We start from the raw sequence: 22,769 nt of genomic DNA, 5'->3' as shown, positions 1-22,769 counted from the left end.
CATAGTAGGGTTTCCGGGTGCCTGAAAAAGCCGGAATCGGCTCTGCACTTCGATTCGCCACCGAGTTGCTGGCCTGGATCGCCACGCCGTGGGCCCTGGCGCCACATTCTGTGCCGCTGGCCGTACTGTCGGTGATCGTGTTGATCGGGCTCCCGACCCTGTTCTCCACGCCCGGGGACAAGCGTCACGTGATCGTCGCCGTACCCGGTGTCGTCACGATCCTGCTCGTGCTGCTCCAGCTGGTCGCCGCCGTGGCGTCGTCATGGTTGGCGTGGGCCCCCGCGGTCGCGGTCGTCGTGTCGCTCCTCGCCGCCGCGACCGTCGTGACCGAGCTGCCCCGCTGGCGCCGCCTGCTCAGGTGAACTCCTCCCAGACCAGCAGCCCGTCGCGCGCCTCGGGCGAGCCCTCCAGCGCGCTGCGCACGACGGTCAGCACGATCTCCAGGGCCTGGATCGAGTCCACGCCAGAGACCTTCCTCTCGTGCTCCCATCCGGCCAGCCCGTCGATGCGGTAGGGACACGACCACTCCCCCGTCGGCTCCTCGTACGGCAGGCCGACGGTCACCGTGACCTCGCGCTGCGGCTCGGTCAGCAGCGTGAGAACACGCTGGGCGATCTCGTACATGTCAGGTGATCTACCCAGTCGGCCCCCTGGCGAAAGTGATCACCATGAGGCGGTCCGCACCGTTTCGTCCGATGACCGCCATGCCCGACACTCGTACCTCGAAGGCGACGAGACCACCTCGAGGATGGATGACATGACGCGTGTGCTGCTGACCGGGTTCGAGCCCTTCGGCGGGGAGACGACGAACCCGTCCTACGACGCCGTCGTGCTGGTCCCCGGGGTGAACGTGGCCCAGCTGCCCTGCACGTTCTCGGGCGCGCTGACGGCGCTGCGCGAGGCCGTCGACCTGCACGATCCCGAGCTGGTGCTCTGCACAGGGCAGGCGGGAGGGCGGACGGCGATCTCGGTGGAGAAGGTCGCGATCAACCTCATCGAGGCGCGCATCCCCGACAACGAGGGACGCAGGCCGTACGGCGTGCCGGTGGTGGAGGGCGGCCCCGACGCCTACCTGTCCACGCTGCCGGTCAAGGCGATGGCGCGCGCCGTGCGCGAGGAGGGGATCCCCGCCGAGGTCTCCTACACCGCGGGCACGTTCGTCTGCAACCAGGTGGCCTACGGCCTGGCGCACCTGATCGCGACCGAGCGGCCCGGCCTGCGGGGCGGCTTCGTGCACGTGCCGTACGCGCCGCACCAGGTCACCGAGTCCGGACGGCCGAGCATGGAGACCACCACGGTGGCGCGAGCCCTTGCCGCCCTGGTCAAGGCGGCTGACAGCGTCGAGGCCGAGCTCGCCGAGGGAACCGTCCAGTAGAGTCGCGGGCATGAGCGAGCCGTTCGGCGTGCGGTTGCGCGCGCAGATGGAGCGGCGAGGGCCGCTGTGCGTGGGCATCGACCCGAGCCCCGCGCTGCTGACCGCGTGGGGCCTCGACGACTCCCCCGCGGGGCTCGAACGCTTCACCTTCACCGTCGCCGAGGCGGTGTCCGGCGTGGCCGCGGCGGTCAAGCCGCAGTCGGCCTTCTTCGAGCGGTGGGGCAGCAGGGGCGTGGCGGTGCTCGAGCGGATGATCCCCTCCCTGCGCGAGGCGGGGGCGCTGGTGATCCTCGACGTCAAGCGGGGCGACATCGACTCCACGATGGCCGGCTACGCCGAGGCGTACCTGGAGCAGGGCAGCCCCATGGCCGCCGACGCGATGACCGTCAGCCCGTACCTGGGGTTCGGCTCGCTGGCGGGCGCGATCACCACCGCGCGCGCCAACGACGCCGGCGTGTTCGTGCTGGCCCGCACCTCCAACCCCGAGGCGCTCACCCTGCAGTCGGCCGTGGCCGACCAGATCTTCGAAGGGGTGGCTGCGGCCAACGAGGGCGAGGACGGCCTCGGCTCGGTCGGGGTGGTCGTGGGCGCGACGCTGGACAAGGTCGGCCACCCCCTCGACCGCCTGGGCGGGCCCATCCTGTCGCCTGGTCTCGGCGCCCAGGGCGGCTCTCCCTCCGCGGTGGCCAGGCTCTTCTCCGGCGTACGGCACGCGGTGCTGCCCTCGGTGTCGAGGGCGGTGCTCATCGACCCCTCGCGCGTCAGGAGCCAGGTCGAGCGCTACCGCGACGAGTGCGTGGAGCATCTAAGAGGCTAGAACGATCTTCAGCGACAAGTCCCGATCCGATGGGGAAGGGTGTGGGAGCCTGGACATGTGGCGATTGAGTGGTCCCGGCAGGAGGTCCTCAGGGCGGTCAGGACGTGCCTGCTACGTGCGGGCGCCGTGACGGACGGATACTCCCCCGTCGATGTCCTGGCGGAGCCCGACAGCATGTCAGTGATCTTCCGCTGGCGGCGAGATCCGAACATGTACGCCATCAAGGTCGAGTTTCCGACGGCGCCGGAGAGTTCGTGGACCGGCCTGCCGGTGACCTCGGCAGACGAGTGGGCCGCAGACGTCGCATCTCGCCTCGCGGAGGAACTCCAGACTGGATTCGTTCGTCGAAGCCGCCGGGTGACTCGAGACGGGTACGTCGTGCTGGACACCCACGATGCTCAGACGTCTGCCCCGCCGGTTTCTTCATCGGTTCGGTTCCACGCGCCGACGGCGTCGTGCTCCCCCCTGTGCCGCCGCCGAGGGGTGTTCTGAAGAGGGGCTACTTCACTTTCAGTCTGGGATCGCCGTCGGCATCGGTGCCCCCGCCTGCGTCCGAGGCCGGCTACTGGCTGGCCAAGGCGGGGATGGACATCACCATTCCCAGACAGCTGATCGCCGAGGCAAAGCTTGTCTGCTGGCTTCAGGCCCACGTCGACAACGCCCGCGGGAGACCTTTCGTCGGTCAAGCAGCCGCGTCCTGGGAGGACGAGCAGCACACCACCGCCCGTCTCGACGTGGTGCACATCCAGCCCGGCGTCCCATCGGCGGTACGCGATGCGCTGGTGCGTCTCGCGGTCTGCGAGGCAGCCGAGGCCGGTGCCCTGCGCGTGCTCACCGCGATCGACGTTCCCGAACTCCATGAACTGGGGTTCCGGCCCGCGAACGGTGGCGGTCTTGCGTTTCACACCGGCAGCGCAGAACCGCCATCGGACCTCACGGCCGGGCTCTGACTCGAAGCGCCGCCATCCGAGGCTGGACCTCACCATGCGAAACCAATGCCGCCTCAGCGACCGCCGGCCGAAGGGCACATGGCGCGCTTCCCCCAACCTCGGACAACCGCTCGTTGTTTCTCGACCCCCTGCGGATGGAACCTGTCCTCAGCTCGATGACGAGGCCCGGTCGTTGAAGGAGGCTCGGAGCATGCCCGGCAGCAGTCCGAGGACCAGCAGCAGGGCGAGGACCGGGAGCCAGGCCAGCCGCTGCAGCAGCCAGACGGGCTCGGCGGGAGATGTCAGCAGGCCGGGAAGGTCGCCGAAGCGCAGCGCCACCAGGACGGTCACCAGCAGCGCGGTCTGATGCCACAGGAAGATCGCCATCGCGGACAGGTTGACCATCGCCACCGCCGCCCACAGCGGGGGCCGCCGCATCAGGCGGGTGAGCGGCCCGCGCAGCAACAGCGCCAGCCCCACCTGGGCGATCCCGAAGCAGACCGCGGCGAGCGTGGGCGGGCTGAGGTTGGAGACCTTCGCGCCGGTCACCCCCACCATGCTGGCCGGATAGCCGAACCCGGCGACCAGCGCCACGGCCCCGGCCGTACCTCCCGCCAGCAAGCCCACCGCCGCCCGGCGGGAGGTGAACGCGCCCTGGCCCCAGGCGATGCCCAGCGCGTACGGCACCAGCCAGCCGGCCGCCAGGTTCACCCACCCCAGCCAGGCCGGCCCGCCGAGGGCGAACCTGCCCACGTCCACCGCGAGCACGACCCCGGCCGCCGAGACGATCAGAACGCCCGGCCGCTCACGCACCAGCAGAGGAGTGGCTGACGTGAGCGCGGCGAAGACCGCCAGGAACCAGACCGGCGCGGCCGCCGGCAGCAGCAGCGCCCTGATCGAACCGGGCGGCATGCCGTTCAGCATCAGCCCGGCCGCGATCCCCGCCCAGATCAGCGCAGGCGGCCCGACCGGCCGCACAAGCCGCCCCATCTTGGCCCGCACCCAGGCCGGACGCCCCTTCGCCGCGCGCAGGCTCCGCGCCGCCGCGTAGCCGCCCACGAAGAAGAACACCGCCAGGGTCTGCAGCACCCATGACGCCGGCGTGAACTCCGGCAGGTGGATGAGTGGGCTGGAGACGCGTATCGTTCCGCCGGGCCCGCGCGCCCACGCCGTGACCATCCAGTGCCCCAGGACCACCCCCAGGATCGCCAGCGCGCGCAGCGCGTCCACCCCCCGGTCCCTGTCCGCCGGGGTGGCCGTCGCGATCCGGGTCGCGACGCTAGCCACGGGACACCTCGCCGGTCCGGCCGAGGGCGATCAGGGTGAGGTTGCGCAGCGATTCACTGCCCGGCTTGAGATAGTCGCTGTGTCCGGCCTCACCCGTCGCGAACAGGTGGGCGCCGAAGGCGGGGCCAGCCGGATCGGGACCGAAGCCGAGGGGTCCGAGCCGGAGCTTGGGCACGCCGCGCATCCAGTCCTGGGCGCCGCTTCCCGCCCACAGCCGGGGCCCGCCCAGGTCGCCGGGGGCCGAGACGCCGAGGCCTGGGCTGCCGAAGACGGCCAGCTCGGCGGCGCCCGACCCCGGAGCGGCCTTGGCGCACACGACCGATCCGTAGCTGTGGCACAGCAGGCTGACCCGCTTGCCCCTGAGCGTCTCGGTGACGTAGCGCCGCAGCTCCCCGCCCCCTGCGACGGCGGACGTGTCCGTCGCCACCGCGAGGCTGACGGTCGCCGGGCTGTCGTAGCCGAGCCAGGCGACCACGGCCAGTCTGGAGCCGGGGTCCAGCGCCCGCGCCTCGGCCAGCAGCGCGCGGGCACCTCCCCCCGGCGTGCTGTACGGTTTGGCCCTGCCGCCGTCGAAGGTGGCGGCCGTGGTGTCGGAACCCGGGACGATGACGGCGACGTGCTCCGCCGCGCCCAGATCCCCATAGACCTTGACGATCCGGTCACCTTGGGGAGCGGGGACGATGAGGTAGGTCAACGCTGCGGCGGCGGCCACTGTGCGTGCGCGGCGGAACATGCGAGCCTTTCTGACTGGATGGAAGAACCAGTCAGAACGCTAGAATTCATGATCGTCGATCACATCACACCGGGGTGCCCACCTCCGTGTCCCTCCACGGGGGGAGAGGGCACCCGGATCGTCACGCGTTCTCCACGATCGGGAGTATGGCGGTGACCGCGAACCCCGTCCCGGCAGGCCCCACCCACAGGCTTCCGCCGAGCATGGACACCCGCTCCCGCATCCCGATCAGGCCGTGTCCCGCGTGTCCTGCGTGTCCCGGTTTCGCCGGGGAGCCGCGCCCGGCGCCGTTCGTCACCTGGATGTGCAGCTCGGCTCTGGAACGGGCGATTCTCATCGAGACGGCCGATCCGGGCGCGTGCCGCATGGCGTTGCTGAGCGACTCCTGCGCGATCCGGTAGGCGGACAGGCTCACCGCCGTGGGCAGCCCGAGCAGGTCGCCCACCAGCTTGAGCGTCACGGTGAGCCCGGCGGAGCGCGCGGTGCCGACAAGCTCCTCCAGGCGGCCGAGGCCGGGCTGCGGCGCGGTGTCCGTGCGCCCGTCCTCGTCTCGAAGCACGCCCAGCACGCGGCGCATCTCGGTCATGGCCGCGAGCGAGAGCGTGCGGATCTCCGCCATACCCTCCTCCAACTGCCGGGGCTCCCCGCCCGCCTTCAGCGGGATGGCCTCCGCCTGGATGGCGATCACCGACATGTGGTGCGCCACGACGTCGTGCAGTTCCCTGGCGATCCTGGCCCGTTCCTCCAGCGCGGCCTGCCCGGCCAGCGCCCGCTCGCTGCGCCGCTCCTCCTCGGCCAGGCGCGTGGCGGCCAGCCGCCGGGCGCGTACGTTGTAGCCCAGGATCGCGGCGACGGCCAGCAGGGCCGCACCGCCCAGGATCTCAGGGCTCCACAGCAGATCAGGGGCATGGGAGGGGTCGAGCACCCCCGCGGCCAGGACGGAGAGGACCCACACGCCCAGGGTGGTCTCCCGTTCGCAGCGAGTGGCGACGGAGTAGACGACCAGCGGGTAGGTGATGACCGCCGCCACGGAGTAGGGGGTGGAGAGCAACGTCTGCACGATCGGGACGCTCAGGAGCATGCTCACCGTGGACAGCCGCCAGGCCGCCAGCGGCCACCAGGTGCGCAACAGCAGGGGCACGGAGGACGCCGCCGCCGCGAACCACAGGAACGCCTCGGGGAACCCGCTCGCCGGGCCGCCGGGAGAGCGCCTCTGCCCCTCCAGGAGGTCCGAGAGCCCGGTGCTGAACAGGCCCCAGGCGAGCAGGATGTCGGCCAGCAGGACCAGATCGATGGTCCGGAACGGCAGCAGGCCCAAGAAGGCGGGCATGGGTGGCCCCAGACGGCGTGATCGGGGGAACGACGGTCCGGCTTCTCCCTTGACCAGGGCCAGGATGATCGGCCGGGTCAGCTGCCTGAGGCCGTCGCGCAAGATCACTTACCTATCTTAGGCGATTGCGGCGCAGGTGGCGTTATACCTCAGAGTGGTCGAAATCATCACTCCTAAGAGTGATGATCACACGATGACGGCCCTCCACTCGGGCCCGTACTACCAGGCGCACGGTAGTACCACTCCGAGCCCTCGGCGACGGGGCCTGGCCCCCTCAGGAACAACGCGTGGTCGGCAGGTCGATCTCCCTGGGGGCGTCCACGGCGCGCTCCTTCCCTGAAGGCTCAGCCGGTGTTCAGCGACGCGTCGATCTCGGCGCGGGTGGGCATCGAGGTGCTCGCGCCCTCGCGCTGGACCGAGATCGACGCGGCGACCGAGGCGAAGTGGAGGGCGTCGGCGGGCGCCATGCCCTCCGAGCGGGCCACCGACAGCGCGCCGACGAAGGTGTCACCCGCGGCGGTCGTGTCGACGGCCTTCACCCTGACCGCGGGAACGCGCAGGCGCGCGCCTTCGCGAGAGCCGTACAGGGCGCCCTCGGAGCCCAGGGTGATCACCGCCTCGGGGACCCGCTCGAGCAGCGCGTCCAGCGCCTTGTCCTGGTCGGTCAGCCCGGTGATCGCCGCGGCCTCGTGCTCGTTCGGGACGATGAGGCTGACCGCGTCGAGCAGCTTCTCCGGCAGCGGCTGGGCGGGCGCGGGGGTGAGGATGACCGCGACGCCCGACACCTGGGCGGCCTGGGCCGCGCCGATGACGGCCTCCATGGGCAGCTCCAGCTGGAGCAGCAGCGCGGAGGAGCCGGCGATCACGCTCAGGTCGTCGCCGGAGGGTTCGGTGACCCTGCCGTTCGCGCCGGGCACGACGATGATCGAGTTGCCTCCCGCGTCCTCCACCACGATGTGCGCGATGCCGCTCGGGCCCTCGACCCGCCGCAGCGCGGCGACGTCGACCCCCGCCTCCTCCAGGGTGGCGCGCAGCGCGGCGCCGAAGGAGTCGTCGCCCACCGCGCCGAGGAAGGCGACCTCGCCGCCCGCTCGGGCGGCGGCGATCGCCTGGTTGGCCCCCTTGCCGCCGGGGATGGTACGGAAGGCGCGCCCCGTGACCGTCTCTCCGAGTTTGGGCGCCGAGGGGACGTAGGCGACCAGATCCATGTTCGCGCTGCCGAAGACCGAGATCATGGCTCTATCATCCTCTCCGTGCGCTCGGCGAGCTCACCCAGCGCGATGCCGTCGAACCCGGTCAGGCTGGAGGCCAGGCTGTCACGCATCCTCCACCGCTCGGGCACGCCTCCGTTCAGCGCTCCGGCGATCGAGCCGACCGTCGCGCCCGCCGAGTCGGTGTCCCAGCCGCCCGCGACCGCGCCCGCGATCGAGGCGGTGAAGTCGCCCTGGGCGTGCACGAGGGTGGCGGCGACGAGGGCGGCGTTGTTGATCGTGTGCACCCAGTGCAGGTCGCCGTGCCGCTCGTGCAGGCGGTCGAGGACCTGCTCGAAGTCGGCGGCGGCCGAGGCGTCCTCGACCGCCTGCCGTACGGCGCCTGCCAGCCGGGAGCGCGGAGGGACGACGGACAGGCCCGCCTCGACCACCTCCTTCACCGAGGTGGCGACCAGCGACTGGGCGCACATGGCGGCCACGAACATCGCGCCGTAGACGCCGTTGGCGGTGTGGGTGAGGCGGGCGTCGCGCCAGGCGTACTCCGCCGCGGTCGCGGGGTCGCCCGGGTTGACCCACCCGTAGAGGTCGGTCCTGATCAGCGCGCCGATCCACTCGCGGAAGGGGTTGCGATAGGTCGCGGTCAGCGGCGGCTCGATCCCGGCCAGCAGGTTGCGGTAGGCGACCCGCTCGGCGGTGAACGTACGGCCCGCAGGCAGCTCGTCGAGCCACAGCTTGGCGACGTCGTCGGTGGTGAAGCCGCGCCCGTGCCGCTCGAGCACCGTCAGGGCCAGCAGCGGGTAGTTGAGGTCGTCGTCCTCGGGGACGCCGTCGATGTTCTCCGCGAGAGAGTTGACCGCGCTGCGCCGGTTCCACGGCCACCGCCGGGCGATCTCGTCGGGCAGCCCGACCCCGGTGAACCACCCCTGGATGGGCCAGTTGCCCGTGGCCTCGGCGATCTGCCTGATGCCCTCGCGCGGGATCTTCTCCACCGGCTTGCCGAGCACGCAGCCCGCCGCCCTGCCGAGCCACGCCCCGAGCACGCGGGCGTGCTCGGGCCTGGCCGCCCGCCTCCCCTCCTGGAGGAGATCCGCCTGACGGGCGGGCCAGCCCGGGCAGACGGCGATGATGTCGGCCAGCTCCGTGGGCTCCTCCAGCGGCGACCTCAGCGTGGCCAGCTCGTCCAGCAGCTCCTCGGCCAGCCCGCGCAGCCGCAGGGCGCCGGCCTCGGAGGCCCCCGCCCTCGGCGGCGCGTCGTGGCCGCCCGCCGCGTGCCAGCGGGCGGTGATCTCCCGCACGTCGCGCCCGTCCTCGGCGGCCTGGCGCAGCTCGTGCCCCACCAGGTCCTCCGGCTGCACCCAGGTGAGCCTGATCACTGGCCGGCCAGCTCGGCGAAGGCGTCCTCGTGGGCCCTGCGCCTGGCCAGGTCGTCGCGATGGATCCGCAGCGCGACCTCGGCGATGGCGCGCCCGGGGGCGACCAGGTCCGTACGGCTGGCGGTGCCGATCTGCTCGACCCAGTCGGACGGCACGGCCGACAGCCCGCCGAGAGCGCCCGCGATCGCCCCGCCCATGGAGGCGATCGAGTCGGCGTCGCGCCCGTAGTTGACCCCGCCCAGGACCGTGTCCCTGACGTCGCCCTTGGCGATGAGCAGGAACGCCAGCGCGAGGGGAAGCTCCTCGATGCTGTGCACCCGCGAGGGCCGCCGGGCGCCGAGCCCCTGGTCGCGGTAGGTGTCGGCGACGGTGTCGTAGGGACGCATGGCCGCGCGCAACCCCTCGAACGACCCCTCCCAGTGGCCGAAGTCGCGCGCTCTGGAGCACACGGCCTCGATCGCGGCCCTGGTGCCGTCCTTGGCCAGCCTGATGGCGGTCGCCACGACCGAGTCGGCGCTCGCGCCGGGTCGCATCGCCTCCGCGACGGCGGCTGCCATCACGCCCGCGGCCTCGCGGCCGTAGGAGGACTGATGGGCGCCCGTCAGGTCGATCGCCTCGGCGTAGGCGGCGTCGGGGTCGCCGGCGTTGACGATGCCGACGGGCGCGACGTACATCGCCGCGCCGCAGTTGACGATGTTGCCGACGCCCGCCTCACGCGGGTCGTTGTGCCCGTAGTGCAGCCGCGCGACGATCCACTTCTCGGCCAGGAACACCCGCTGCAGCGGCAGCGCGTCGGCCTCCAGCTCGGGGATCCACTGCTTCTCGCCCATCATCTCGGGCACCATGTGCTCGGCCATGGAGTAGGCGTCGAGGTGAGCGCCTGCCTTCTGGTAGACGCGGATGAGCGCGTGCGTCATCAGGGTGTCGTCGGTGATGTGGCCGTCGCCCTTGTGGTACGGCGCGATGGGCCGGGCGTTGCGCCAGTCGGCGTTGAAGGGCGGGACGACCCCCTCGACCGTCCCACCGTAGCGCTGCGTGATCTGCTCGGGAGTCCAGCCCTCGGTGGCGCCGCCGAGCGCGTCACCCACCGCCGCTCCCGCCACGCAACCAGTGGCCCTGTCCTCCAGCGGCGTCATGCGATTCCCTCCGAAATATCCAGTAGATCCCTGCCGGCCAGTTCAGGCAGGCAGCACCCGGCCAGCCTCCGTGCGGAGGCGGCCCACCCCTCAGGTATCACTCTGTATCCGCCGCAGGCGCCCGTGAGCGCCCCGGTGAGCGCGGGCGCCGAGTCGGCCACCGCCGCCAGGCACGCGGCGGCGGGCACGGCCTCGACCAGCGACCCGCCCGAGACCTCCGCCAGCGCGAGCGCCACGGGCACGGTCACCGCCGCGGAGACGGCGTAGCTGTAGACATGGTCGATCAGTTCGGCGTCGAGCGCGGGCACGGCGGCGAAGGCCCCTCCCGCCTTGCGCGTCACCCGCAGCGCCGCCCTGGCGTTGACGCCGATCGCGCTGTCCTCGGGCAGCTGGGCCAGCGCCGCCTCGACGGCGAGCGCGGCCGAGCCGCCCGACACCGCCTCGGCCACCGCCGCGGCCATCGCCCTCGCGCCGAGCACGCCGTCACCCGCGTTGGTGATCTGCGCGTCGCGCGTGGGGTCCTGTCCCACGGCGCCGAAGGCCACGGCCCTGACGGCCGCGGCGTCGTCGAAGAAGTGCGGGTTGTCGTGCCCGCTGGCGGGCGGCTCGAGGCCGCCGCGCAGGTTGCCGAGCGCGGTGGTCACCGAGATCCGCGCCCGCAGGTCGTCTCGCCCCGACAGGTCGACAAAGGCCCGCACCCTGTCCTGCGAGAGCGTCAGCGCCGTCCACGCCAGCCACTCGGCGTCGTCGGAAGGGCCGACGGCCAGCGGCGCGGTCGGCTGGTTGAGCGCGAAAGGCACGGGCAGCGTCGTGACCCTGTGCTCCTCGGCGAAGGCGTCGAGCTCGCGGTGCAGCCGTCTGCTCCATGGCGCGTGCAGCGCCGCGCGGTGCCGTGCCGCGGGCCAGCCGGCGGCGTCGCCCACGGCCAGCCCGACGAAGGCTCCTGTGATCCTGTCCCCCGACATGTGCTGTCCTTACAGTCGTCTCGCGAGCTCATCCGCGACGTCGAGCACGTGCTTGCCCGCCACGACGGGCAGGCACTTGCCGGTGGCGGGGCCGATGCGCTCGGCCCACCTGCCGGGCACGCCCGCCTCGCCGCGTCCTGCCCCCGCCATGGCGCCCGCGATGGCGCCGATGGTGTCGGCGTCCCTGCCCAGGCTCACCGCGTAGGTCACCGACTCCTCCACCTCGCCGTCGCCGTGCAGGTAGGCGGCGAAGGCCAGCGCCACGGCCTCGGGCGCGAGGTCGGTCCACGGGTAGTGCCTGATCACCACGGCCTCGTGCAGCCCTTCGGGCGAGTCCTTGAGGGGCAGCGCCCTGGAGATGGTCCTGGCCGTCCACGAGTCCTGGGGGATCGCTGAGAGCCCTGCTCTCACCACCTCGCCGGGGGCTGCGCCGCTCATGGCGACCGCGACGGCAGCCGCGACCGCCCTGCCGCCGTTGATGCCCTCGCCCTCGCCGCTGACCAGGCCGTCCTGCTCGATCAGCCGGGCCGCCTCCGCGGGATCGCCTGGGCAGAAGATGCCGTACGGCGCCGCCCGCATCGCCAGCCCGTCGGACCAGCCGTGCGCGTGGATCATCCCGGTCATGGGCGGTTCGAGCCCGCGCCGCAGTGCCGACACGGTGCCGAGCTCGGAGAAGCCCGCGCCCTTCATGGGGCCGAGCACCGCGGGGATGATCTCCCTGCGGTAGGCGTCGGCGACGTCGTCACTGGTGAGGTCGTGGCCGTGCCGCACGAGCAGGGAGGCGGCGAAGATCGCGTACTCCGTGTCGTCGGTGCCGCCGCCCTCGATCTCGGTGAGCCTGCCCCACTTCTCGCGGATCTGGGCGGGCTCCATGTTCTCGGCAGGTGCCCCGAGGGCGTCGCCGGCCGCCAGGCCGAGCAGACACCCCCGGGCGCGATCCTTGAGCAGACTCACCGGGAGTACCGCTCCAGCACCTTGTTCCCCTCTTCGACGAGCTGCTTGGCCGCGTCGTCAAGGGAGATCTTGTTGGCGAAGTACTGCTGCAGGGTCGGGGTGGCGACCTTGCTCTTCCACTCGTCGAAGCCGTTGACCTTCAGGAACGGCGCGACGACGAGGTCCTTGGCGGAGGCGGTGGCGATGTCCCAGCCGTTCTCCTTGGTGGTCATCGACGGGTCGGCGGCGGCCTTCTGCGAGGTCGGCAGCAGCCAGTCGCCCTTGGCGAGCTTGGCCTGGTTCGGGCCGTTCAGGAAGAACGACATGAACTTGATGGACTCGTCGGGGTGCTTGCTGTCGGCCGAGACCGACAGGGTCTGGGAGACCGCGCCCTGGTTGGTGGTCTCGCCCTTCAGCGGGGGAAGGGTGACCCACTCGAAGCCGTCGGGCGCCTGCTCGACGACCTGCTGGCGCAGGTAGACGCCGACGGGCAGCAGGGCGTACTTGCCGGCGAAGAAGCCGGGCAGCGGGTCGGCGGTGCCCATGCCGAGCGCCGAGGGGTCGGCCGACTTGTCCTTGTAGAGCTGGTCGTGGATGCGCTGGAGGACCTGCTTCTCCTCCGGGCCGACCTTGACCGTGGTCTTGCCGTCCGCGCCGGTCTGGAAGAAGGTGCCGTTGAAGTTGAGCGCCAGGTTGAGCGTCTTGTTGACGGGCGACTTCATCGGCCAGGCCACGCCGAACGTCTCGCCCTTGGTCAGCTTCTTGCTGACCTCGGCGAACTCGTCCCACGTCCAGGGGGCGTCCGCGGTGGGGACGCGCACCTTCGCGGCGTCGAGCAGCTTCTTGTTGGCGATGATGACCTGCGACTCCTGCAGGAACGGCACGCCGTAGACGCCCTGGTTGCCCTTGCCGTCGTCGAAGGTGACGGTGTCCCACGCCGACTGCGGGATGTCGCTCTTCAGCTCGGCCGGCAGCTTGTCCTTCAGGTCCAGCAGGTAGCCGCGCGAGGCGAAGCCGGACAGCGCGGGCGAGTCGTCGTGGATCACGTCAGGGGCGTCGCCGCCCTCGAAGGAGGTGACGAGCTGGTCGTTGACGTTGTCCCAGCTGCCCTGGACGTAGGTGACCTGGATGTTCGGGTTGGCCTTGTTCCAGGCCTCCACGATCTCCTTGTTGGCCGCCACGGACTCCTTCTGCCAGGCCAGGCTGAGGAAATTCAGCTTCACGGGCTCGCCGCCCGACTTGGCGGGCTCGGCGGCGTCGCCGCCGCCACCACCGGAGCCGCACGCGGCCGCCATCGCGACGATCGCCGCGGCCGCCAAAGCGGATTTGATACGCATAAGAGCCTCCTAGCCCTTGACCGCTCCGGCCATGAGGCCGGACCTCAGCCGTCGCTGGATGATTGCGAAGAAGATCAGGCTGGGGATCGTCGCCACGACCGACGCGGCGGCCAGCGGACCCAGCCTGGACACTCCCTCGGGCCCGGTGAAGCGGACCAGAGTGAGCGGCAGTGTCATCACGTCGGGGTCCTTCAGGACCACGAGCGCGAAGAGGAACTCGTTCCACGAGGAGATGAACGAGAACAACAAGGTGGCCACCACGCCGGGGGCCAGCAGCGGCGCCACCACGCTCACGATCGAGCGCACGCGTCCCGCGCCGTCGACGGAGGCGGCCTCCTCCAGCTCAGGAGGCACCGCCCGCACGTAGCCCTGCAGCATCCACAGGGCGAACGGCAGCGTGAAGGTCACGTGCACGATGATCAGACCGGGCAGCGTGCTCACCAGATCGAGGTTCCGCAGCACCATGAAGAGCGGGATGATGATCAGGATGAACGGGAAGACCTGGCTGACCAGCACCCACCCGACCGCGATCTTGCTGACCAGGCTGCGGTGGCGCGCGATGGCGTAGGCGGCGGGCAGGGCGACGACCACGGTGAGCACCGCGCTGCACAGCGCCACGATGAGGCTGCGCACGCCCGCGCCCACCAGGTCCTGCTCGGTGAAGGCGGCCTCGAAGTTGCTCAGGGTCGGCTCGCGCGGGATCCACGAGGGGTTCAGGTTGGCCATCTCCTGCGGCGTCTTGAACGCCGTCGAGACCAGCCAGACCAGCGGGAACACCAGGAAGATCATGTAGGCCAGCAGCGCCGCGTACTTCGGGATCTGCTTCATGACGCCTCCCTCATCTGCCGCCAGAGATAGATGCCGAGCACCGCCAGCACGACGATCATGGTCGCCACTCCGAGGGCCGCCGCGTAGCCGAAGAAGCCGTAGCGGAAGGCCTGCTCGTAGGCGAAGAGCATCGGCAGCCGCGTCTGGCCGCCGGGGCCGCCCTGGGTCAGCACGTAGACGAGGCTGAACTGGTTGATGTTCCACACGAAGTCGAGCGAGGTGATGGCCACGATCACGGGGCGCAGCTGCGGCAGCGTGATGTTCCAGAACCTGCGCCAGGTGCCCGCGCCGTCGACCTCGACCGCCTCGTACAGCTCCTTCGGCACGCCCTGGAGCCCGGCCAGCAGGACCACGGTGGTCTGCGGCATGCCGCTCCAGATGCCCATCACGATGACGGCGGGCAGCGCCAGCGAGAAGTCGGCGAGCCAGTCGATGTCGGTGCCGAGCATGCTGTTGAGGATGCCCGCGTCGGGGTGGTAGACCAGGCGCCACATCAGGCCGATCACCACGGGCGGCATCGCCCACGGCACGACGGCGAGCACCCTGGCCACCCCTCTGAACCGCAGGTTCTGGTTCAGCAGGATCGCGAGGCCGAGCGAGAGCAGGAACTGCAGGCCCGTGACCGAGACCGCCCAGATCAGGCCGATCCTGAAGGAGGCCCAGAAGTCGGCGTCGGACAGCAGGTCGATGAAGTTCTGGGGGCCCACGAACTCGTAGACCGCGTTGCGGCCGGCGCGCGCGTCGGTGAAGGCCAGGCCGATGCCGTACAGCAGTGGGCCGACGCTGAACAGCAGGACCGGCACCAGCGCCGGGAGCATCAGCAGCAGGGTCTCGCGGCCCTGCCGCGAGCGGGGCTTGCGGCGCTTGTGCGGAGAGGTCCGCGGGGGTCTGGTCGCGACCGCCGTCATGGCGTGCCTCCCTTCGACTGGAGTGGGATGTTCACGGTTTCGCCCGAGGTTTCGCCGCGGACGCCGAGGACCGCGGCTTCGCCCGCCGTGGAGGCCCTGATCACCAGCCGGGGGGCGACCGTGACCACGCGCGGCTGGCTGTCCATGTCGTTGAGCCGGTCGAGCAGCAGCTCGGCCGCGGCCTTGCCGCGCTCGGCCGAGCCGAGCGACACGCTCGTCAGGGACGGCCACGAGGCGGCGGCCAGGTCGGTGTCGTCCATGCCGACCACGGCCACGTCCTCGGGGACTCGAAGGCCCGCCGCGCGCAGCACGTCGAGCGCGCCCAGCGCGATCAGGTCGTTGGCGCACATCAGCGCGTCCACGCCGGGCGCCCGGTCAAGCAGCGCGCGAGCCGCGCGCGCTCCCTCGGCCCGGTAGAAGTCGCCCACCTCGACGATCTCCTCGTCGTACGGCAGGCCCCGCTCCTTCAGCGCCTCGCCGTAGGCGGCGGCTCGGGCGGCGCCCGGCACGGTGTCGAGCGGGCCGTTGACGAAACCGATGCGGCGGCGGCCCAGCTCGTACAGGTGGTCGATGGCCAGCCTGACACCTGTGCGGGAGTCTGCCCTGACGTTGTCGACCCGCGTGCCCTCCGGCACCGAACCGATGATCACGACGGGCGCCCGCGCGGTCGCGATCATCTTGAGGTGCTCGTTCGTGACGCGCAGCGGGCTCATGATCAGCCCGTCGACGTAGCGCTCCCCGAGGCTGTGCAGCACGTCGATCTCGTCGGCGACGATGGCGTCGGTGGAGTGGAGCACCAGCCGGTATCCGGCCGCCTTGAGCACCGGCTGGATCTGCCTGACCATGGCCAGATAGACGGGGTTGCCGATGTCGGCCATGGCGAAGGCCACCTGGTGGGTACGGCGCGACTTGAGGCTCCTGGCGACGGCGTTGCGCACGTAGCCGAGCTCCTCGGCGGCGGCCAGCACCTTGCGCACGGTCTCCTGCCTGGTGGGCAGGCCGTTGAGCACCCGCGAGACGGAGGCGATGGACACCCCGGCCCGCTCTGCGATCGTGTTGATCGTGGGTCCTTCGGCCAAGGCAGTCCCCCCACTCGGATGAAAACGTTTACAGCACTTTCGCTGTAAACGTTTACGGTGCTGGCCACATGAAACATGCACGTAACGTGGCGGTCAAGTCACGATCACATAACTCCAGGTCAGAGCCCTGCTCGCGCCGAAACGAACGCCATCACGTCACCGTGGGTGATCTTCAGAGGAGGTCTGACCCCCACGCGCGCCTGACGCTGCCACAGGCCGGCGGGTGCGACGAGGCGGACCGGGGGTCAGCGGGTGAGGTAGCGCTCGGCGAGGTCGCAGGTGCCCAGGGTGTAGCCGGCGCCGAGCTCCCTGGCGATCTCCACGCCCTGGTGCGATCCGATCCACGCCGTCAGCAGCAACCGCCTGAACAGGATGAACGTCCAGATCTCCCGTTCGTCCTCCCGTCCGAACGGCTCCTCGCCGCGGTAGCCGTCCAGCCAGGAGTCGATCAGCTCGGGCACCACCGGCTCGTGCTCGATGAAGCTCAGCGCCGCGGCGAGGTCGTAGACGTGCCAGCCGAACCCGCAGTCGTCGAAGTCGATCACGCTCGGTTCGGGTCCGCCGTCGTCCAGCAGGTTGGCCAGGCGCATGTCGGCGTGGATCAGCCCGAAGCGCTCCGGCCCCTCGCCGTAGCGCCCGATACGCTCGCGCAGGCGGCTCTCGAGCCGCCCCAGCAGCGCTATGGCCTCCGCGTCGACGCCCACGCCGTCCTGCCAGCGTCCCCAGCGCGCCTGCCTGCCGAAGGCCGCGTCCCAGTCCCAGGCGAACCGGGTGAAGCCGGGCGGCCGCCGCCACCGCCTGGCGTGCCTGTGCATGCGGGCGGTGACCGCGCCGAGCTGCTTGAAGCCGTCGACCAGGCGCTCTTCGGGGGGTTCGACACCTGGCAGGAACTCGAACATCACCGCGTGCCGGCCCGCGACGTGGACGACCCCTGCTCCGTCCCTCGCGGGGATCACTTCCGGGGTCCTGACGCCCGCCTGCGCGCGCAGGGCCGTCAGCCAGGCCAGCTCCGAGTCGATCGCCTCCGCCGAGTGGTAGCCGAGCCTGTGCACCCGAAGGATCGACCGCCGCCCCGTGCCGGAGTCGTCCACCAGGAACGTCGCGTTCTCCGAGACATTGATCAGGGTGACGGTGGCGGCCTGCGAGACGGCGTAACGGGCAAGGGCCGCGCGCGCCGCGTCGCCCACCTGGTCGAGGACGCCGCCGCCTGCGGACAGATCATGTAGCTCCACCGGCCCATTGTCCCGTGACCCGCGGCGGTCAGGACGAGACCGGGACCTTCTCGGGGGCGGCGGTGGTGATCGCGCGGATCGCGGGGGTGCCTGTCAGGCCGACCACGGCCGCCATCACCGCGGGGATGATCAGCGCCACCGGCAGCGAGGCGCTGTCGGCCACGAACCCCAGCACCGCGGGCCCCACCAGCAGCCCCGAATACCCGAAGGCGGTCACCACCGACAGCGCCCTGCCGACGGAGCCGCCCGCCGCCCCCACCGCGCTGAACACCACGGGCACGACGGTGGCCAGGCCGACGCCCGCGAGCGCCCACCCGATCCAGGCCCCGACGATGTTCGGCACGAGGAGCACCAGCAGATAGCCCACCGTCGCGAACCCGCCCGCCAGCTGGATCGTCCTGACGGCTCCAAGGCGCGCCCTGATCGGGTCGCCGAGCAGCCTGATCGAGGTCATCGCCACGGCGAAGACCGTGTACGCCAGCGGCGCCGCCGCGGGATCGGCGTCGAGCACCAACCGCGCGTGCAGGGCGGCCCAGTCGATCGCCGCGCCCTCGCTCAGGTGCCCCGCGAAGGCGACCACGCCGAGGAGCGCGACGAGCCCCCACTTCATCGCCCCCATGCCACCGCCGCCCGAGCCCTGCTCCGACGCGGCGGCGGGCCTTCCGGGCAGCAGCAGCCGCGCGGCGGGCAGGAACAGCAACGGGACCGTCACCGCCGCCACCACCAGCAGGACCTGCCCGTCGGCTCCCAGCCGCAGCCCGAGGGCGGTCAGCGCGCCCGCGCACGCGCCGCCCAGGCTCCACGTGCCGTGGAAGGCCGAGATGATCGGCCTGCCGTAGGCGTGTTCCACCTCGACCGAGTGGACGTTCATCGCCACCTCGACGCAGCCGAGCCCCAGTCCGAACACGACGGCCATGACGCACAGCGTCGCGTAGTTCGGCGCCAGCGCGGGGCCGAGCAGCACCACACCCGACGCGGGCCCCGCGATCCAGCACACCCTGCGGCTCGTCCACCGGTCCACGAGGGGCCCGGCGACCAGCATCGACACCAGCGCTCCGAAGGAGACGAGCAGCAGCGCGACGCCGAGCTTGGCGGGCCCGAGGTCGAGCCGCTCGTTGAGGCCCGGCAGTCCCGCGGCCCACATGCCCATGACGAAGCCGTTGAGGAAGAAGAAGCCGAATACACCGATACGCGCTCTTTTGTTCACGGCTAGAGCATAAACTGTCTTCCATGGATGTGGGAGACCTGCGGGCGCTCAACAGGCTGCGACTGCTGCGCGAGGTCCACGACGGCGGCGCCAGCCGTACGCGTTCGCAGCTGACGCGCGATCTCGAACTGGCTCGCGGCACGACCTCGGTGCTGGTGGCAGGGCTGGTCGAGGACGAACTGCTCCAGGAGAAGCCGGCCGGGGAGCACGCCAGGGGCCGCCCGACGCAGATCCCCGGCCCGCATCCGCGCGGCCCTCTCGCCCTCGCCGCCGACCTGCGCGAGGACTCCTGGACGATCGCCGCGTGCGAGCTGGGCGGCGGGTCGACCGTCCTGGCCGCCAGCGGGCACGACGGCACGCCCGCCGCGCTGAACGACCTGGGCGCGGCTCTGCGGGCGCATCTGGGGCCGCGCGTGGTCGGCGTGGGCCTGTCGGCCTCCGGTCCCGTGCGCGAGGACGGCCTGCTGGACATCTCACACCTGGGCTGGCGCGAGGTCCCCGTGGCCGAGGCGCTCGACCTGGGCGGCGTCCCGCTGCGGATCGGCAACGACGCCAGGCTCGCGGGACTGGCCGAGGCGCGCAGGGGCCATCTGCGAGGGGTCAGCGTGGGCCTGCACCTGCACGTCGACTTCGATCCCGGCGGCACGCTGCTGATCGGCGGCACCCCGCTGACAGGGGCGGGCGGTACGGCGGGCGAGTTCGGCCACATGCCTCTCACCGGCGGCGACGACCCCTGCCCCTGCGGCGCGCGAGGGTGCCTGAGCCTCGCGGTGGGCCGCAACGCGCTCCTGCGCCACCTGGGCCTGCCCGCGGGGCGAGGGCGGGGCCGTCACGAGGCCGAGCGCATCATCGAGGCCGCGGCAGGAGGGGAGCCCGAGGCCGTCAAGGCCGTCGAGAGCAACGCAGGAGCTCTCGGCAAGGGCATCGGCGCTCTGATCAACGCCCTCGACCCCGCGGCCGTCACGCTGTCCGGGCTCGGCGTCGCGCTGACCGGCGACACGCTCCAGCGAGCCTGCCACGGCGCGCTCATGGCGATGCGCAGAGATCGTCCTCCGCCGATCCTGCCCTCGGCGCTGGGCGACAGAGGCCCCCTCGTCGGGGCGATGGAGTCGGTGTTTGACGCCTTCCTGACCCGCGAGGGGGTCGAATTCTGGCGTGCGACACGCCCGAAGAACGAAATGTGACAGAAACCACGATGATCTTGCAACGGGGACACTTCGGACGATACCCATGAGTTCATGAAATTTCGGGACGCGGTGGGGTTGGAGATCGCGCTTCGCATGTGCGAGGCCGCGATCAGGCAGGCGGCCAGAGAGGGCGCGCTCGTCTCTGTCGCGGTCGTCGACGCAGGTGGACACCTGGTGACCTTCCAGCGCATGGAAGGAGCCGAGATCGCAGGTCCCGTCCTGGCTCCCGGCAAGGCCTACACCTCGGTGGCCCACCGCATGACGACCGCCGACCTGGCCCCGCTGGCCGCTCCAGGAGGGGAGCTCTACGGCCTCGCGGGCGACCGCTTCGTGTGCTTCGGAGGTGGCATCCCCTTGTGGGCGGGCTACGGTGAGGGAGAACGCGTGGTCGGCGGTGTGGGGGTCAGCGGAGGCACCGTCGCACAGGACGTCGCGTGCGCCGAGGCGGCCGCTTCCGTCTGGCGCACCGGTTGAGCGGCGGCTTTCCGCAACACAAGCCGCTGGCATCCGCCATGATTAGCCGCGACACCACGGGTAACAAAGTCCCGAAGCATTACTCCCCGAGGAGAGATTGAGATGGCACTTCCCACTCTGACCCCGGAGCAGCGCAAGGCGGCGCTGGAGAAGGCCGCCGAGGCCCGCGCCGCCCGCACCGCACTGCTCGCCAAGGTCAAGGCCGGCGAGCTGACCTTCGCCGACCTGCTGGAGCGTGACGACGACATCGCCAAGAAGATCAAGGTGTCGCAGGCGCTCCGCGCCGTCAAGGGCGTCGGCCCGGCCAAGGCCACCGCGCTCATGGAGGAGGCGGGCGTCGACGAGAAGCGCCGTCTCGGCGGCCTGGGCGCCCAGCAGCGCAAGAAGCTGGTGGACGCGCTCGGGGCTTGATCCCCTCGCGGCCGGTCCTCGCGGACCGGCCGCGCGCCTCAGCGCCTCAGCTTCGCAGGTAGGCGAGTACGGCCAGCACCCTGCGGTGCTGGTCACCGTCGTCGGCGTAGAGGCCGAGCTTGGAGAAGATGCTGCGGATGTGCTTCTCCACCGCGCCGTCGCTCACCACGAGCTGCCTGCCGATGGCGGGATTCGACTTCCCCTCGGCCATCAGCTCCAGCACCTCCCGTTCGCGCGGGGTCAGCTGGGCCAGCGGATCATCCTTGCGCCTGCGCACCATGAGCTGGGCCACCACCTGCGGATCGAAGACCGTGCCGCCGGAGGCGACGCGCCGCAGCCCCTCCATGAACTCCTCGACATCGACGACCCTGTCCTTCAGCAGGTAGCCGACCGCGCCACGGGCGTCGGCGAGCAGGTCGTCGGCGTAGGAGACCTCCACGTACTGCGACAGGATCAGCACCGGCGCCCCCGGCACCCTGCCGCGCGCCGTCACGGCGGCGCGCAGGCCCTCGTCGGTGAAGGACGGCGGCATCCGCACGTCGACCACCGACACGTCCGGCTTCAACGAGGCCACGGCTTCGACGAGCGCGTCGCCGTCGCCGACCGCCGCCACCACCTCGCAGCCGAACTCCTCCAGCAGCCTGATCAGGCCTTCCCTGATCAGGACCGCGTCATCGGCCACGACTACCCGCACGGCACCTCCGCCACGATCACTGTCGGCCCGCCCATGGGTGAGTTCACGACCAGCTCGCCGTCGACCGCGCGCAGCCGGTCGGCCAGCCCGGCCAGACCGTGTCCCTTGGCGACGTGTGCGCCGCCGACACCATCATCCCCGATCGTCAGCATGAGCACGTTCCCCGTACGGCTGAGCTGGACCGAGCAGGTCGTGGCGCGGCTGTGCTTGGCGATGTTGGTCAGCGACTCGGCCACCACGTAGTAGACCGTGTTCTCCACCGCGGCGGTGTAGCGCTCGGCGATCTGCACGTCGAGCTCGACGGGGACGGTGCAGCGGCCCGCCAGCGCGGCCAGCGCGGACGGCAGCCCGCGGTCGGCCAGGATCGGAGGGGCGATGCCGCGCGAGAGCGCGCGCAGCTCGTCGAGCGTCTCGCGGGTGGCGGCGATGGCCTCGGCGATCGTGTCGTGCGCGGCGGCGGGGTCCTTCCTCAGCTGCCGCTGGGCGCGGGAGAGCTCCATCGCGAGGGAGACCAGGCGCTGCTGGGGACCGTCGTGGATGTCGCGCTCCAGCCTGCGCAGCGCGTCGGCCTCGGCCGAGACCGCGGCGGCGCGGCCCTGGGCCAGGTCGTCGATGCGCTCCTGCAGCTCGGCCACGGTGGTCAGCAGCGCCCTGCCGAGGCCCGAGCGCAGCAGCGCGGCTCCCCTGACCATGATCGGCAGGAGCAGCAGCCCGAGCAGGCCGATGGCGAGGTAGAAGGTGGCGTTGATCAGATAGGTGTCGCCCAGGCCGAGGAGCTCGGGCAGCTCCATGTTGCCGGGGATCTGCGAGGTGAACGCGACCCACAGCGGAGAGGTGAGGCCGGCGATCGTGATCGCCCAGAACACCACGGTCACCACGAAGGTCACGACGGCGACGGGGAAGTTGACGATCCCGTGCAGCAGGTCCAGCCACGACTGGCCGATGGTCAGCGGGTGCACGAAGCGGCGGAAGCGTCCCGCGCCCTCGGGAGCGCCCTTGTAGCGGGGCCGTACGGCGGGGCGGTTGAGCACGTCGGACAGCCAGCCGCGCTCCACGTCGGCGAAGCCCCTCGCGATGAGCAGCGTGCCGCTCAGGATCGGCACGCCGAGCCACACCACCACGGTGCCGAGCCCGGCCGCGAAACCCGTCACGAGCAGGATGAAGGCGATGACGGCCGCGGGGAAGCCGACCAGGAGGTAGCGGGTGTCCAGCAGGACACGCCTCGTCAGGGAGCGCATGGCATCACGCTACGAGTCTCGCAGGTGTGGACTCGACCCTGCGGGCAGGCGTCAGGGGGTAGGGCCAGCCCTACCATCCCCGGTA

The 22,769-nt window shown here is 71.4% G+C and carries 24 protein-coding genes; 7 read left to right on the top strand and 17 right to left on the bottom strand.

Features of this window, described 5'->3' with window-relative positions:
- The first annotated feature begins 17 nt into the window (after positions 1 to 17).
- A complete protein-coding gene (locus FHR33_RS42045) occupies positions 18 to 362 on the top strand; it encodes a hypothetical protein (protein WP_183659696.1) in 345 nt (114 codons plus the stop codon).
- On the opposite strand, the gene FHR33_RS42040 is transcribed toward FHR33_RS42045, so the two are convergent.
- A complete protein-coding gene (locus FHR33_RS42040; RefSeq protein WP_183659695.1) occupies positions 355 to 624 on the bottom strand; it encodes a DUF6968 family protein in 270 nt (89 codons plus the stop codon). The genes FHR33_RS42045 and FHR33_RS42040 overlap by 8 nt on opposite strands.
- 133 nt (positions 625 to 757) lie before the next feature.
- Here FHR33_RS42040 and pcp point away from each other — a divergent pair, with 133 nt between their 5' ends.
- The 3 genes from pcp (at position 758) to FHR33_RS42025 (ending at position 3,142) form a co-directional block, all read left to right on the top strand.
- The gene (gene pcp / locus FHR33_RS42035) at positions 758 to 1,375 is read left to right on the top strand and encodes a pyroglutamyl-peptidase I (protein ID WP_183659694.1); all 618 of its coding nucleotides are present in this window, start codon (positions 758 to 760) and stop codon (positions 1,373 to 1,375) included.
- A 10-nt stretch (positions 1,376 to 1,385) separates the two neighbouring features.
- Positions 1,386 to 2,192, top strand: coding sequence for an orotidine-5'-phosphate decarboxylase (gene pyrF / locus FHR33_RS42030; RefSeq protein ID WP_183659693.1), 807 nt, complete (start codon positions 1,386 to 1,388; stop codon positions 2,190 to 2,192).
- A gap of 584 nt (positions 2,193 to 2,776) precedes the next feature.
- Positions 2,777 to 3,142, top strand: coding sequence for a hypothetical protein (locus FHR33_RS42025; RefSeq protein ID WP_183659692.1), 366 nt, complete (start codon positions 2,777 to 2,779; stop codon positions 3,140 to 3,142).
- A gap of 147 nt (positions 3,143 to 3,289) precedes the next feature.
- On the opposite strand, the gene FHR33_RS42020 is transcribed toward FHR33_RS42025, so the two are convergent.
- The 14 genes from FHR33_RS42020 to FHR33_RS41955 form a co-directional block, all read right to left on the bottom strand.
- Positions 3,290 to 4,408, bottom strand: a complete 1,119-nt coding sequence (locus FHR33_RS42020) for an acyltransferase family protein (protein WP_183659691.1) — start codon at positions 4,406 to 4,408, stop codon at positions 3,290 to 3,292.
- Positions 4,401 to 5,141 (bottom strand): alpha/beta hydrolase, encoded by a 741-nt coding sequence (locus FHR33_RS42015; RefSeq protein WP_183659690.1) that lies wholly within the window; start codon positions 5,139 to 5,141, stop codon positions 4,401 to 4,403. The genes FHR33_RS42020 and FHR33_RS42015 overlap by 8 nt, the downstream gene beginning before the upstream one ends.
- A 121-nt stretch (positions 5,142 to 5,262) precedes the next feature.
- On the bottom strand, positions 5,263 to 6,579 hold the full coding sequence (locus tag FHR33_RS42010) for a sensor histidine kinase (RefSeq protein ID WP_183659689.1): 1,317 nt from the start codon (positions 6,577 to 6,579) through the stop codon (positions 5,263 to 5,265).
- Positions 6,580 to 6,815: 236 nt separating this feature from the next.
- Positions 6,816 to 7,706 (bottom strand): ribokinase, encoded by an 891-nt coding sequence (gene rbsK, locus FHR33_RS42005; RefSeq protein ID WP_183659688.1) that lies wholly within the window; start codon positions 7,704 to 7,706, stop codon positions 6,816 to 6,818.
- Positions 7,703 to 9,055 carry an ADP-ribosylglycohydrolase family protein gene (locus FHR33_RS42000; protein ID WP_183659687.1) on the bottom strand — a complete coding sequence of 451 codons (1,353 nt, stop codon included), beginning with the start codon at positions 9,053 to 9,055 and terminating at the stop codon, positions 7,703 to 7,705. Before FHR33_RS42000 ends, rbsK begins: the two co-directional genes overlap by 4 nt.
- Positions 9,052 to 10,191 carry an ADP-ribosylglycohydrolase family protein gene (locus FHR33_RS41995; RefSeq protein ID WP_183659686.1) on the bottom strand — a complete coding sequence of 380 codons (1,140 nt, stop codon included), beginning with the start codon at positions 10,189 to 10,191 and terminating at the stop codon, positions 9,052 to 9,054. Before FHR33_RS41995 ends, FHR33_RS42000 begins: the two co-directional genes overlap by 4 nt.
- Entirely contained in the window at positions 10,188 to 11,156 is a 969-nt protein-coding gene (locus FHR33_RS41990; RefSeq protein ID WP_183659685.1) for an ADP-ribosylglycohydrolase family protein, read from the bottom strand. The genes FHR33_RS41995 and FHR33_RS41990 overlap by 4 nt, the downstream gene beginning before the upstream one ends.
- A 9-nt stretch (positions 11,157 to 11,165) precedes the next feature.
- Positions 11,166 to 12,110, bottom strand: a complete 945-nt coding sequence (locus FHR33_RS41985; RefSeq protein WP_183659684.1) for an ADP-ribosylglycohydrolase family protein — start codon at positions 12,108 to 12,110, stop codon at positions 11,166 to 11,168.
- Positions 12,107 to 13,426 (bottom strand): ABC transporter substrate-binding protein, encoded by a 1,320-nt coding sequence (locus tag FHR33_RS41980; protein WP_183659683.1) that lies wholly within the window; start codon positions 13,424 to 13,426, stop codon positions 12,107 to 12,109. The genes FHR33_RS41985 and FHR33_RS41980 overlap by 4 nt, the downstream gene beginning before the upstream one ends.
- Before the next feature lie 9 nt (positions 13,427 to 13,435).
- The gene (locus tag FHR33_RS41975) at positions 13,436 to 14,254 is read right to left on the bottom strand and encodes a carbohydrate ABC transporter permease (RefSeq protein ID WP_183659682.1); all 819 of its coding nucleotides are present in this window, start codon (positions 14,252 to 14,254) and stop codon (positions 13,436 to 13,438) included.
- Positions 14,251 to 15,162: a carbohydrate ABC transporter permease gene (locus FHR33_RS41970; RefSeq protein WP_183659681.1), complete on the bottom strand. Its 912-nt coding sequence runs from the start codon at positions 15,160 to 15,162 to the stop codon at positions 14,251 to 14,253. The genes FHR33_RS41975 and FHR33_RS41970 overlap by 4 nt, the downstream gene beginning before the upstream one ends.
- Positions 15,159 to 16,241 (bottom strand): LacI family DNA-binding transcriptional regulator, encoded by a 1,083-nt coding sequence (locus FHR33_RS41965; protein ID WP_183659680.1) that lies wholly within the window; start codon positions 16,239 to 16,241, stop codon positions 15,159 to 15,161. Before FHR33_RS41965 ends, FHR33_RS41970 begins: the two co-directional genes overlap by 4 nt.
- Positions 16,242 to 16,486: 245 nt before the next feature.
- On the bottom strand, positions 16,487 to 17,473 hold the full coding sequence (locus FHR33_RS41960; RefSeq protein ID WP_183659679.1) for a phosphotransferase enzyme family protein: 987 nt from the start codon (positions 17,471 to 17,473) through the stop codon (positions 16,487 to 16,489).
- A 28-nt stretch (positions 17,474 to 17,501) separates the two neighbouring features.
- A complete protein-coding gene (locus FHR33_RS41955; protein ID WP_312895984.1) occupies positions 17,502 to 18,680 on the bottom strand; it encodes an MFS transporter in 1,179 nt (392 codons plus the stop codon).
- Positions 18,681 to 18,703: 23 nt separating this feature from the next.
- On the opposite strand from FHR33_RS41955, the gene FHR33_RS41950 reads away from it, so the two are divergent.
- The 3 genes from FHR33_RS41950 (at position 18,704) to mihF (ending at position 20,752) form a co-directional block, all read left to right on the top strand.
- Positions 18,704 to 19,864, top strand: a complete 1,161-nt coding sequence (locus tag FHR33_RS41950; protein WP_183659678.1) for an ROK family protein — start codon at positions 18,704 to 18,706, stop codon at positions 19,862 to 19,864.
- Between the two features lie 54 nt (positions 19,865 to 19,918).
- Entirely contained in the window at positions 19,919 to 20,341 is a 423-nt protein-coding gene (locus FHR33_RS41945; RefSeq protein ID WP_183659677.1) for a GlcG/HbpS family heme-binding protein, read from the top strand.
- 102 nt (positions 20,342 to 20,443) lie between these two features.
- Complete coding sequence (mihF, locus tag FHR33_RS41940; RefSeq protein ID WP_183659676.1) at positions 20,444 to 20,752, top strand: integration host factor, actinobacterial type; 309 nt, start codon at positions 20,444 to 20,446, stop codon at positions 20,750 to 20,752.
- A 46-nt stretch (positions 20,753 to 20,798) separates the two neighbouring features.
- Here mihF and FHR33_RS41935 read toward each other — a convergent pair whose 3' ends face one another.
- Together FHR33_RS41935 and FHR33_RS41930 are read right to left on the bottom strand one after the other, a co-directional pair.
- Entirely contained in the window at positions 20,799 to 21,446 is a 648-nt protein-coding gene (locus FHR33_RS41935) for a response regulator (RefSeq protein WP_183659675.1), read from the bottom strand.
- Positions 21,437 to 22,684 carry a sensor histidine kinase gene (locus FHR33_RS41930; RefSeq protein WP_183659674.1) on the bottom strand — a complete coding sequence of 416 codons (1,248 nt, stop codon included), beginning with the start codon at positions 22,682 to 22,684 and terminating at the stop codon, positions 21,437 to 21,439. The genes FHR33_RS41935 and FHR33_RS41930 overlap by 10 nt, the downstream gene beginning before the upstream one ends.
- Positions 22,685 to 22,769: the final 85 nt, after the last annotated feature.

The sequence above is a fragment of the Nonomuraea dietziae genome, assembly GCF_014195505.1.
In the GTDB taxonomy this organism is placed as follows: Bacteria; Actinomycetota; Actinomycetes; order Streptosporangiales; family Streptosporangiaceae; genus Nonomuraea; species Nonomuraea roseola.
Note: the sequence above shows the minus strand (reverse complement) of the source record. Positions and strands in the feature narration are given on the sequence as shown.

Coding starts and splice junctions, on each gene's coding strand:
- FHR33_RS42040 (WP_183659695.1), bottom strand. CDS start 624: ATGTACGAGATCGCCCAGCGTGTTCTCACGCTGCTGACCGAGCCGCAG.
- pcp (WP_183659694.1), top strand. CDS start 758: ATGACGCGTGTGCTGCTGACCGGGTTCGAGCCCTTCGGCGGGGAGACG.
- pyrF (WP_183659693.1), top strand. CDS start 1,386: ATGAGCGAGCCGTTCGGCGTGCGGTTGCGCGCGCAGATGGAGCGGCGA.
- FHR33_RS42025 (WP_183659692.1), top strand. CDS start 2,777: ATGGACATCACCATTCCCAGACAGCTGATCGCCGAGGCAAAGCTTGTC.
- FHR33_RS42015 (WP_183659690.1), bottom strand. CDS start 5,141: ATGTTCCGCCGCGCACGCACAGTGGCCGCCGCCGCAGCGTTGACCTAC.
- rbsK (WP_183659688.1), bottom strand. CDS start 7,706: ATGATCTCGGTCTTCGGCAGCGCGAACATGGATCTGGTCGCCTACGTC.
- FHR33_RS41995 (WP_183659686.1), bottom strand. CDS start 10,191: ATGACGCCGCTGGAGGACAGGGCCACTGGTTGCGTGGCGGGAGCGGCG.
- FHR33_RS41990 (WP_183659685.1), bottom strand. CDS start 11,156: ATGTCGGGGGACAGGATCACAGGAGCCTTCGTCGGGCTGGCCGTGGGC.
- FHR33_RS41980 (WP_183659683.1), bottom strand. CDS start 13,426: ATGCGTATCAAATCCGCTTTGGCGGCCGCGGCGATCGTCGCGATGGCG.
- FHR33_RS41975 (WP_183659682.1), bottom strand. CDS start 14,254: ATGAAGCAGATCCCGAAGTACGCGGCGCTGCTGGCCTACATGATCTTC.
- FHR33_RS41970 (WP_183659681.1), bottom strand. CDS start 15,162: ATGACGGCGGTCGCGACCAGACCCCCGCGGACCTCTCCGCACAAGCGC.
- FHR33_RS41950 (WP_183659678.1), top strand. CDS start 18,704: ATGGATGTGGGAGACCTGCGGGCGCTCAACAGGCTGCGACTGCTGCGC.
- FHR33_RS41945 (WP_183659677.1), top strand. CDS start 19,919: ATGAAATTTCGGGACGCGGTGGGGTTGGAGATCGCGCTTCGCATGTGC.
- mihF (WP_183659676.1), top strand. CDS start 20,444: ATGGCACTTCCCACTCTGACCCCGGAGCAGCGCAAGGCGGCGCTGGAG.
- FHR33_RS41930 (WP_183659674.1), bottom strand. CDS start 22,684: ATGCGCTCCCTGACGAGGCGTGTCCTGCTGGACACCCGCTACCTCCTG.